Origin of the sequence: Olleya sp. 1-3 (genome assembly GCF_002836085.1) — a bacterium.
Taxonomy (GTDB): Bacteria; Bacteroidota; Bacteroidia; order Flavobacteriales; family Flavobacteriaceae; genus Olleya; species Olleya namhaensis.
Map to the genome: position 1 here is coordinate 17677 of NZ_PJBW01000010.1, position 12410 is coordinate 30086.

Below are 12410 nucleotides of genomic sequence, written 5' to 3' on the forward strand. Positions count from 1 at the left end.
ACTATTTGGGATTATGATTCAATTTCTACTAAGATAGGACAATGGTCACTATGTTTAGCTTCAGGTAGTATAACTGCTCTTTTTATTTTTTGTTGTAATGGCTGACTAACCATTGCATAATCTAAACGCCATCCTTTATTATTAGCTCTAGAATTGGCACGGTAACTCCACCAAGAATATTCTTGACGCTCCGGGTGCAAAAATCTAAACGAGTCTATAAATCCAGAATCTATAAAATTACCTAACCACTCGCGCTCTTCTGGTAAAAACCCAGAAACACCTTTCATTTTAGGGTTATGGATATCAATAGCTTCGTGACATATATTATAGTCTCCACATACCACTAAATTGGGTAACGTATCTGTTAACTTGTTTAAATATTTTTGGATTAAATCCATGTAATCAAACTTATGCTCTAATCGTGCTGCGTTTGTCCCTGACGGTAAATACATGCTCATAACAGACACCGTGTCATAATCTACACGAATATTTCTACCTTCAAAATCCATAGATTCTATTCCGGTACCATATTCTATATGATTAGGCTCTGTTTTACACAATACAGCCACACCGCTATAGCCTTTTTTCTGAGCGCTAAACCAGTAATTATAATGGTAACCTGCCTCTTTAAACAACTCTAAATCCAACTGCTCCTCCATTGCTTTTATCTCTTGCAAACAAATCACATCCGGATCTGCGCTTTGTAGCCATTCTATAAACCCTTTATTGATTGCTGCCCTAATTCCGTTGACGTTATATGAGATAATTTTCATGCGTGTTTAATAATTGTTTTAATAGCTCACATAATGTTCGCTATTGATTATAGTTAAAAAAACAACCTTTTTACCAAGCTTGTTTAATGCTTAAAACATTTGTTTCGGCTAAATTAAATAATGCTTTACTTTTACAAGATAAATCACTTCACTTTTACTGAAAAAATATTAACAAAATAATATAGTAATATTAGTGTTATAGATAGAGATGAAACTTACCATTAGCTGTTTATTGTTTTTCTTCGGAATTTTTGCATTTGCGCAAGAACAGACTAACGGGTTAAACCGAAAGACTGTTGCTACCAACAAAACCATACAAATTGACAGCGTCAGTATTAATACTAATGGTTTTAAAATTAAAACTACGACCGGTGCAACAATAGACTCTAGCTATTACACTGTTGATTTTGGTAAATCCATACTTACCTTAATAAAACCGATAACAACCGATTCTATAATTATTAACTATCAAAATTATCCTGAGTTTTTAACTAGAACCTACACACAATTTGATAAAAATGTGATTGTAGAAAATACAGATAACATTAACAAACTGGTTAAACTTACACAACCTAATACCAATAAAACATACACACCTTTTGATGGATTAACAACTTCAGGGAGTATTAGTCGTGGGGTCACCATTGGAAACAATCAAAACTCAGTGTTAAACAGTGAGCTTGATTTACAAATTACCGGAAAACTAAGCGACAAAGTATCCCTTAGAGCAAGTATCCAAGATGCGAATATTCCGTTACAAGAAATCGGTTATTCTCAGCGTTTAGATGAGTTTGACCAAGTGTTTTTAGAACTATTTTCTGACGATTGGGCAATCCGGGCAGGTGATATAGATTTGGTAAACAATCAATCCTATTTTGCATCCTTTACAAAGCGTGTGCAAGGTTTACAAGTTAAAGCCAAATTTGGAGACGACGATCAGCAAACTAATGTATTTGCATCAGGTGCTATTGTCCGTGGTCAATTTGCAAATTTCCAATTTACTGCGCAAGAAGGTAATCAAGGTCCTTATAAATTACAAGGCCCCAACGGAGAATTATTTGTGTTAATTGTGTCCGGAAGTGAAACTGTTTTTGTTAATGGTGTTGCACTAAAACGTGGCGAGAACGAAGACTATATCATTGATTATAATGCAGGTGAAATTATCTTCAACCCGACCTACCCTGTTACTTCAGAAATGAGAATCAGTATAGATTTTCAATACTCAGAAAGAAACTACTCTAGAATTGTAGCCTATGGCGGTGGGAATCATGAAAGCGAAAAACTAAAACTAGGCGTCTCTGTTTATTCTGAAAACGACTCTAAAAACAACCCATTACAGCAAAATCTATCTGAAGACCAAGTCTTAATTTTAAGTACTGCAGGAGATAACACGCAACAAATGGTAACATCTTCTGAGGTGCCAGAACCCTTTAATGAAAATCGGATCTTATACAAAAAAGAGCTTTTTAATGGGGAAGATATCTATGTGTTTTCTAACAATCCAAACGACACCTTATTTGGTGTCACTTTTACATTAGTTGGAGACAATCAAGGGGATTACACGCTAACGTCTAGTAATGCCATAAATAACATCTATCAATTTACCGCGCCTATCGCAGGCATAAAACAAGGTAACTACGCTCCGATTGTACAATTGGTAGCGCCTACATTATTACAAATAGCGACACTAAACGGTGCTTACAAACCCACTAAAAAAACTAACGTTGGTTTTGAACTGGCAGCCAGTAAAAATGATCTTAACTTATTCTCTAGCGCAGATGACGCTAACAACACCGGTTTTGCAGGTAAATTAAACGTCGAACAAAACATTATAAAAAACGATAGTCTATGGAATTTAAATGCGGTTTTGGATGCAGATTATATTCAGCAAAACTTTAAAACCATACAACGTTTATATGCGCCAGAGTTTAACCGTGATTGGAATTTAAGCCAAACCAATTCTAACCTTTTAAACACAAACTTTGGTGACCAAACATTAGTATCGGTTGGCCTACAAAGTTTTCATCATAAAAAAGGCTATATTAATTATAGCTTTCAGCATTTAGATTATTCCGAAAATTTTTCGGGAAGCAAACACAATGTTTTAGCAAATATTAATATTGGTAATTTACGATTATCAACTAACACCAATATATTAAAAGCTGATGGTAGCGATAACTCCTCTAAATTTTTTAGAACGTATAACAAAGCCATATACACTCTAAAAAAACAATGGATTGGAACTGGTTTTTCTGCTGAAGAAAATAAAGAACGTATTAACCAAACACAGCAATTTACAGACTTAACACAACGTTTTACTGCTTACGAAGCTTTTACTGGTATTGGAGACAGCACTAATATTTATGCGGAAGTTGGTTACAAATATCGTGTAAATGACAGCTTGCGTAACGGTAAACTAGATCGTGTCAATAGCTCTAACACGTATTACTTGGATTCTAGATTACTTAAAAACGAAAAAACTAATCTGTCCTTATATGTTAATTACAGAACATTAAAAAATGAAGACCAAGAACAAGCAAATGAAAACTCATTAAACTCTCGCCTATTATTTAATCAACGTTTTCTAAAAAATGGTATTATTTGGAACACCGCTTTTGAAACTAATTCCGGAACCTTGCCACAGCAAGACTTTACTTATGTGCAAGTCGAGCCCGGTCAAGGTGCCTACACATGGATTGACTATAACGAAAATGGCATCCAAGAATTAGAAGAGTTTGAAATAGCACAATTCCAAGATCAAGGTGAATATATTAGAGTCTTATTACCTAATCAAGTTTTTATTAAAACACATCAAAATAGATTAAGTCAAACCGTTACCCTAAATCCTATAGATTGGGTGAACTCTAAGAGCAAAACAAAACAAGTACTCTCCAAATTTTATAATCAAAGTAGCTATCTAATAGACCGAAAAATTATACGTAACGATAATGACTTCGACTTAAATCCATTCAAGCAAGGCGAAGACAACCAACTAGGACTAACGCTTAATTTTAGAAATGTGTTGTTTTTTAATCGCGGAAAACAACGCTACACCACGTCTTACACCTATTTATGGAATAGTAGCGAAAACACACTAAGCTTTGGATTTATTGAAAACAATCTTAAAAGTCATCAGTTAAATTTTATCCATAAAATTAAAAATAGTTGGCTAGTGACTTTGACCTCTGCTTTAGAGCAACAGTTTAGTAATAGCGAAAATTTTAGTAGTAAAAACTTTGACATTGACACTAATAAATTCAATCCTAAATTATCCTATTTACTAAACGAAAATGTGCAGTTTGATGTCTTTTATCAATTTACAAACAAAGACAATACCATCAATAATCTAGAGTCCTTAAAACAGCAAAAATATGGTCTATCTTTTGCGTTTTCTCCTAAAGGCAACGCGCAAGTCGGTGCCATTTCTGGCGAATTTAATGTCTTTAATAACAATTTTGAAGGTAATGCCAACAGTCCTGTTGCTTTCCAAATGCTAGAAGGTTTACAACCCGGAAAAAACTTTACTTGGACCTTACTAGCACAAAAAAAACTAACCAAATTTTTAGATTTAAACCTAACTTATTTTGGACGTAAGACTGAAACTAGCAAGACCATCCATACCGGAAACGTGCAACTAAAAGCTTATTTTTAAGACATTTGTAACCTTTGTTACCTATTGACATTTCTAATTGTGTAAATTTGTATATAATTATGAGCAAAATTTTAGCAATCACCTATTCACTTTTGATTCTCGTTCAGAGTTTCAACATAAACTTGGAAGATATTTCTAAGTTTAGTGTGTTGCTAGAACATGCAGAATTTCATGAAGAAATGTATGGTGACACGTTTTTTCAGTTTTTAGCAGAACATTACGGAGACGCTAGAGACACGCATGATAATGATCATAAAGAACACAAAGACCTTCCGTTTAAGGATAATCACCACATGTGTACACACATCAATACCTCTTTTATAAATATTGCAAATAATTTTGACTTTAACCAGTACGAATTTATTGAAATCCCTTTTAATTTTCATTACAACGAAACGATAACAGACTCTGAAAAAACTTCTGTTTTTCAGCCGCCCAAGCACGCATAATTCATTTTAGATCTTAATCCTGTTTACTTAAAACAGGCATTTATTATTTCTTAAATATTATGAATTATGTTAGAAAACATCATAAGATTCAGCTTAAAAAATAAGCTGATCATATTTCTATTTACAGCCTTTATTATAGGCTTTGGTATTTTTTCATTAACTAAAATACCAATTGGTGCAGTGCCAGATATTACCAATAACCAAGTACAGGTTATTACAACATCGCAAAACTTATCTACGCAAGATGTAGAGCAATTTATAACCTATCCCGTAGAGCTAGAAATGGCTAATTTACCTGGAGTAGAAGAGATTCGTTCTGTTTCAAAGTTTGGATTATCCGTAGTAACCATCGTTTTTAATGACGACATGGGAACCTTTTTACCTAGACAGCTTATTGCCGAAAAAATTAAATCAGCTTCCGAACAAATCCCAGAAGGTTTTGGCACACCCGAAATGGGGCCTATAACCACTGGGTTGGGCGAAATTTACCAATACATATTAGATGTTAAACCGGGCTACAAAGACCAATACAGCACAATGGATCTACGTACCATCCAAGATTGGATTGTAAAGCGTCAATTGTCCGGAATTCCTGGCGTGGTTGAAGTGAATACTTGGGGCGGATTTTTAAAGCAATATGAGGTTGCTATAAATCCTAACAAGCTTACTGCCATGAACATTTCTATTGCAGAAGTTTACGAAGCTTTAGAAAAAAACAACAGTGTTTCTGGTGGTGGTTATATTGAAAAAAATGACAAAGCTTTTTTTATTCGTGGCGAAGGTCTAGTTGGCTCTTTAGAAGATATAGAAAATAGTGTTGTTAAAAATGATGGCTCACCAATATACATAAAAGACGTGGCTACTGTCGGCTTTGGAAGTGCCACACGTTTTGGAGCCATTACAGGAAATGGTGAAGGCGAAAAAGTATTAGGACAAATCATGATGCTTAAAGATGGCAACTCTAAAGAAGTTATTGATACTGTAAAAAAACGTGTCGCATCCATACAGAGCACATTACCGGAAGGTGTGTATATAAATGGCTTTTTAGAACGAAGCGAACTGATTGCAAAAACAACATTCACCGTTGCCGAAAACCTAATACTGGGATCGCTAATCGTTATTTTCGTGGTCGTCTTACTACTTGGTAATTGGCGCTCTGGTTTAGTCGTAGCTTCTGTTATCCCGTTAAGCTTAATGTTTGCCATTATATTGATGCGTCAATTTGGTGTCGATGCTAACTTAATGAGTTTAGGTGCTATAGATTTTGGAATTATCATTGATGGCGCAGTTATTATCGTGGAATTTATTGCGTTTCAAATCATGTCCAAAGCATCGCATCTTTCTGAAATTAATAAAACCGAAAAACAAGCAGAAATTGATCAAATAACACTAAAAAGCGCATCAAAAATGATGAATTCAGCGATTTTTGGGCAATTAATAATCTTAATCGTGTTTATTCCAATTCTGTCTTTAAGTGGTATTGAAGGAAAAATGTTTAAGCCTATGGCAATGACTTTCAGCTTTGCTTTAATAGGCGCCATGATCTTATGCTTAACCTATGTTCCTGTAGTCTCATCTTTGTTTTTAAAACCTAGCAAACAGTCTGCAAAAAACATGTCGGTTAGATTAATGACCTTTTTAAATAAAGCCTACCAACCTATTATTAATTGGGCATTGTCTAATAAAAGAATAGTTGTTGTGTTATCAGCATTATTACTAACCTCTAGTATTTATGTTTTTAGTAGAATGGGTGGCGAATTTATACCCACTTTAGATGAAGGTGATTTTGTTATTCAACCGGTTTTAAAAACAGGAACGTCACTAGGAAAAACCATAGAAATCACTACTAGAATAGAACAAATCCTACTAGACAACTTTCCTGAAGTAGACCAAGTAGTCAGTAGGATTGGAGCTGCAGAAGTACCAACAGACCCCATGTCCATGGAGCAAAGCGATGTAATTATAAAGCTTAAGCCTAAAAACGAATGGACTTCTGCTAAAAACAAAGACGCGTTAGCAGATAAATTCAAAGAAGCTTTAACCGTAATTCCAGGTATGGAAGTTGAATTTACACAACCTATAGAAATGCGATTTAACGAGCTTGTTACTGGAGTTCGAGCAGATGTAGCCATTAAAATTTTTGGTGATGACCTATCGATATTAGCAAGCAAAGCAAATGAAATCAAAGAACTTATTGAAAACGTTGAAGGCGCTGTAGATCTTTCGGTTGAAAAAGTAGAAGGCTTACCTCAAATGAGTGTAAAATTCAACAGAAGTAAAATTGCACGATATGGACTTAATATATCAGATTTAAATGATGTTATCTCTATGGGATTTGCGGGAAAAACAGCTGGAAGTGTTTTTGAAGGCGAAAAACGTTTCGACTTAGTCCTACGTTTAAAAGAAAACAACAGAAAAGATATAGGAAGTCTTGAAAACCTTTACATCGACACCCCTAACGGAAATAAAATTCCGCTTAGCGAATTAGCAGAAATCAGCTATACAACTGGTCCTGCTCAAATATCTCGAGACGACACCAAACGTCGCATTGTCGTTGGTATAAATGTTAGAAACAGAGATTTACAATCTGTAGTAAATGACGTGCAAAACATTATAGACAGTAAATTAAAATTACCTGTTGGTTACAGTATTACGTATGGCGGACAATTTGAGAATCTTCAAAGTGCAAAAGACCGTTTATTATTAGCCGTTCCGTTGGCTTTAGTTTTAATTTTTATTCTACTCTATTTTGCATTTAACTCCGTAAAAGAAGCACTAATCGTCTATTCTGCAATTCCGTTATCCGCAGTTGGTGGTATACTATTATTATGGGCTAGAGATTTACCATTTAGCATATCTGCAGGCGTTGGTTTTATTGCATTATTTGGAATTGCAGTACTAAATGGAATTGTATTAATCGAGCATTTTAAAGCGCTTAAAGCGGAAGGTTTTAGTAACATAAACCAACGTATAAAAAAAGGAACCACAGAACGTTTACGCCCCGTTTTGCTTACAGCAGCAGCTGCTGCTTTAGGTTTTTTACCTATGGCTATTTCTACAAATGCAGGTGCAGAAGTACAACGCCCTTTAGCAACGGTTGTTATTGGTGGTTTAGTAACTGCAACCTTATTAACCTTAGTGGTATTACCTGTTTTATATGCTTGGTACGAAGAAAAAAAAGCGCTTAAAATCAATAAGAAAACTATTATTTCTGTGGTTGTCTTGCTATTAACTATTAGTATTCAAGCACAAAACAAACCATTAAATATTGAACAAACAATAGCATTAGCAATTGAAAATAATGCGAATTTAAAAGGTGAAAACTTAAAAATTGAGCAATCCAACGCTTTAGTTGGCTCAGCTTTTACGTTTGATAAAACGAGCGTTTATTATAATTATGACGAAAGTAATTTAGCAGTAAACAATGAGCCTCTTAAGGTTTTTGGCATCTCACAGGACTTTAAATTTCCAACGGTTTATTTTGCTGAAAAGAAAGTAAACGAATCTAAAGTAAGTTTACAAGAAGCTAATTTTAGTTTACAATTACAACAATTGACAAAACAAGTTTACGCCAATTATTACCAGTTAAGTTATGCTAAAAACAAAGCCAAAAATTATAAATATTTAGACAGCTTGTATAAAGATTTTGCACAAAAAGCAAAGCGTCGTTTTGAGTTAGGTGAAACTAATTATCTAGAAATGATCACTGCACAGTCCAAACAGAAACAGTTGGAAACACTATATAAACAATCCCTTCAAGAGGTGACCTTATATCACGAACAGCTTAAAAAAATGGTGCAAGTAGATTCTATTACTACTGTTGACGGTTTGCTTCAAAAGCTAGACATAGAACAACTATCTGCTAATCAAAATGTAGGGTTATCCCTTTTTGACGCTACTATTAATTATCAAAAAGCACAAACTAAATTAGAAAAACAAAAGTTACTTCCAGATTTAAATGCGGAATACTTTCAAGGTACAAATAGTACTCTAAACGATAATATTAAAGGCTATCAACTAGGTCTTAAAATTCCTATTTTATTTGGTGGTCAACGCTCTAAAATTAAAGCTTCAAAAATTGCACAAGATATTATTGCCGAACAAAAACAAGATTATCAGGCTAAATTAAATGCCGAATATCAATCGTTATTGGCAAAGCTTCAGCAGTATGAAGACGCTATTAATTATTACGAAACGCAAGGACAAACGCTTTCCGAAGAAATAATAAAAACAGCAAATAGAACTTTTAAAGAAGGTGAAATTGATTTCTTTCAATACATACAGAGTTTAGAGACTGCAAAAGATATTCAGATTAGCTATTTAGAACAATTAAATCAATACAACCAAACCGTAATCACCATCAATCACTTAACACTATAAAGAGATGAACAAGATATATATACTATTATTTTCACTGGTTTTAGTAGCCTGCGGAAATTCAGAAAAAAAAGTAGAAATAGTTCCTGAAACGGAAACACATAATGACGAAATAACCATTACAAAAGCACAGTTTGAAGGCGAAAAAATGGCATTTGGAACGTTAGCGGAATATGCTTTTAATGAAACCGTAAAAGTAAACGGAATGATTGATGTACCGCCACACAACAAATCAAGCATCACTACTTTTAGCGGTGGTTATATTACAAAAACACCATTATTAATCGGGGATCAAGTAAAAAAAGGACAACTATTAGTCACTCTAAAAAATCCAGAATTTGTTGAGCTGCAGCAAAATTATTTAGAAGTTTCAGAGCAATTAAATTACTTAAAATCTGAATTTAACAGACAAAAAACATTGTTTGAAGAAAAAATCACTTCCGAAAAAAACTACTTAAAAGCTGAAAGTGCGTATAAAAGTAACCGTGCCCATTATAATGGACTACGCAAAAAATTACAAATGCTAAATATTAATCCGAGTAATGTAGAACAAGGACGCATAACTTCGACTATAAATTTATACGCCCCAATTTCCGGTCACGTTACAAAGGTTAATGTCAGCAACGGAACCTATGTTTCGCCTAGCGATGTTATCATGGAAATTGTAGATATTGACCATATTCACTTAGAGTTATCGGTCTTCGAAAAAGACATTATGCAAATTAAGAAAGATCAAAAAATTACATTCAAAATCCCTGAAGCTTCGGACAAAACCTTTGAGGCAGAAGTGCATCTTGTTGGAACTACTATTGACGAGCAAACTAGACGCGTAAAAGTACATGGACACGTAGATAATGACAAAGAGCATTTTATTGTTGGGATGTTTGTTGATGCCGATATTATTATTGATAGCATCAAAAGTATTGGACTGCCTAAAGAAGCTATTATTGAGGTTGGAAATGACTTTTATGTTTTAGTTTTAGAAGAAGCACATGAAGACGAGTTTCATTTAGAAAAAGTTAAATTAGAGCTTGGAAAGCAAACAGAAAATACTGTTGAAATTTTAAACACTAGCCTTTTAAAAGACAAACAAATTCTAGTAAAAGGAAATAGTATGCTATTAAATGAGAGTGACGGTGGGCATAATCATTAATTAAGATTTAAAACAACTACTATGGAAAACCATAATAACAACGGACACAACCACAGTCATAATTTGATTTTTGGAAAAAAAACAGAACTATACTTCGCTATACTTTGCGGTATTTTTTTAATAACTGGATTTACTATTGAAAAACTAACCGATTTACCAGCTTGGGCATCATTAATAAGCTACATGGTTTCATACTTTTTTGGTGGTTATTTCATTTTTATTGAAGCATTAAAAAAAATACCAAAAGGCCAATTTGATATCGATTTTTTAATGATTGCTGCTGCTATTGGAGCTGCATACATTGGCAGTTGGGCAGAAGGTGCTTTGCTTCTATTTTTATTTAGTTTAGGTCATGCGTTAGAGCATTACGCTATGAATAAAGCTAAAAAATCTATTGAAGCATTAAGTGATTTATCTCCAAAAACAGCAATAGTTAAAAATGGAAATCAGCTTATTGAAACCCCAATTGAAAATTTAAAAATTGGTGATATTATTGTTATAAAACCAAGTACTAAAATTGCTGCAGATGGTGTAATAATTAGTGGAAACAGCAGTATAAATCAGGCACCAATTACAGGAGAAAGCATGCCTGTTGATAAAACAGCGATTGCAACTTTAGATAATTTACCAGAATTTAAACACATCGATAAAAAACATATTGCATTTACAGGTACTATAAATGGAGATAGCACCATTGAAGTACATGTTTTAAAACTTAGTCACGACTCAACAGTAGCACGATTAATTAAAATGGTGAGTGAGGTAGAAACACAAAAATCGCCAACCCAACGCTTAACCAAAAAGTTTGAAAAATGGTATGTCCCAATAGTAATCATAGTGGTTGTTTTACTCTGTTTTGCCTACTTAATTATTGACGAAACGTTTAACGAAAGTTTGTATAGAGCCATAACCGTTTTGGTAGCAGCAAGTCCTTGTGCTTTGGCCATATCTACACCAAGTGCAGTCCTTAGCGGAATTGCAAGAGCAGCACAAAAAGGGGTGTTAATTAAAGGCGGAAAAGCGTTAGAAGATTTAGGAAGCATTACCACAATTGCGTTTGATAAAACAGGAACGTTAACTGAAGGAAAGCCAAAATTAACCAATGTGATTGCTTTAAATAATTTTGATGAAAATGAATTTCTACAAATTGTTTTAGAAGTAGAAAGTTTAAGCAATCATCCACTAGCAAAAGCAATAGCAAAGGACATTGAAAAGCTACATAACATACGTTTTAAAGGCGTTGCTAAAAATATTGAAGCCATACAAGGAAAAGGAGTTACAGCCTCTTACAACAACGCCAAAGTGTTTATTGGTAATCTAAAATTAATGCAAGATGAAGGTGTCATTTTTGAAGATTCTGTAATCACAAAAATGGAAAGCCTTTTAAAACATGGTCATACCGTTATGTTGGTTGCTTTAAAAAACAAAGTAATAGGTATAATAAGCGTTATGGATACACCAAGACAAACTGCAGAAAGCACATTAAAAAGGCTAAAAGCAATTGGTATTAAACGTATGATTATGCTAACAGGAGATCATCAAAATGTTGGTGATGCCATTGCAAAACAAATAGGTTTAACAGAAGCAAAAGGAAATTTATTACCAGAAGATAAAGTCAAAGCTATTAAAGATTTGTTAGCAACAGACGGGAAAATCGCCATGATTGGAGATGGCGTAAATGATGCACCAGCAATGGCGTTAAGCACCGTTAGTATTGCTATGGGAGCAGCAGGAAGCGATGTGGCTTTAGAAACTGCAGACGTTGCGTTAATGTCTGATAAAATAGAAAATCTACCTTTTGTTATTGGGTTAAGTAGAGCGTCTAAACGCATTATTAAAGAAAACATTTTTATTAGCCTAAGCGTTGTCGCTATACTTGTTCCTGTTACAATTCTTGGATTAACTAATATTGGATTAGCTGTATTATTTCATGAAGGATCAACCATAGTGGTTGTTTTGAATGCTTTACGTTTACTAGGTTATAAAGAACATTTATAAAACCGTAT

Annotated in this window: 6 protein-coding genes; 5 read left to right on the top strand and 1 reads right to left on the bottom strand. The window is 33.9% G+C overall.

All coding sequences use genetic code 11. The features are described from left to right. Nucleotides 1-11 precede the first annotated feature (11 nt). Nucleotides 12-773, bottom strand: a complete 762-nt coding sequence (locus tag CXF54_RS11110) for an exodeoxyribonuclease III (protein WP_101203599.1) — start codon at nucleotides 771-773, stop codon at nucleotides 12-14. A 208-nt stretch (nucleotides 774-981) separates the two neighbouring features. On the opposite strand from CXF54_RS11110, the gene CXF54_RS11115 reads away from it, so the two are divergent. From CXF54_RS11115 to CXF54_RS11135, 5 genes are all read left to right on the top strand, one after another. Continuing rightward, a complete protein-coding gene (locus tag CXF54_RS11115; protein ID WP_101203600.1) occupies nucleotides 982-4425 on the top strand; it encodes a hypothetical protein in 3444 nt (1147 codons plus the stop codon). 59 nt (nucleotides 4426-4484) lie between these two features. Further along, nucleotides 4485-4874, top strand: coding sequence for a hypothetical protein (locus tag CXF54_RS11120; protein WP_101203601.1), 390 nt, complete (start codon nucleotides 4485-4487; stop codon nucleotides 4872-4874). A 66-nt stretch (nucleotides 4875-4940) separates the two neighbouring features. Then, nucleotides 4941-9254, top strand: a complete 4314-nt coding sequence (locus tag CXF54_RS11125) for a CusA/CzcA family heavy metal efflux RND transporter (protein ID WP_101203602.1) — start codon at nucleotides 4941-4943, stop codon at nucleotides 9252-9254. Between the two features lie 4 nt (nucleotides 9255-9258). After that, nucleotides 9259-10404 carry an efflux RND transporter periplasmic adaptor subunit gene (locus CXF54_RS11130; RefSeq protein WP_101203603.1) on the top strand — a complete coding sequence of 382 codons (1146 nt, stop codon included), beginning with the start codon at nucleotides 9259-9261 and terminating at the stop codon, nucleotides 10402-10404. A gap of 21 nt (nucleotides 10405-10425) precedes the next feature. Continuing rightward, nucleotides 10426-12402, top strand: coding sequence for a heavy metal translocating P-type ATPase (locus CXF54_RS11135; protein WP_101203604.1), 1977 nt, complete (start codon nucleotides 10426-10428; stop codon nucleotides 12400-12402). Nucleotides 12403-12410: the final 8 nt, after the last annotated feature.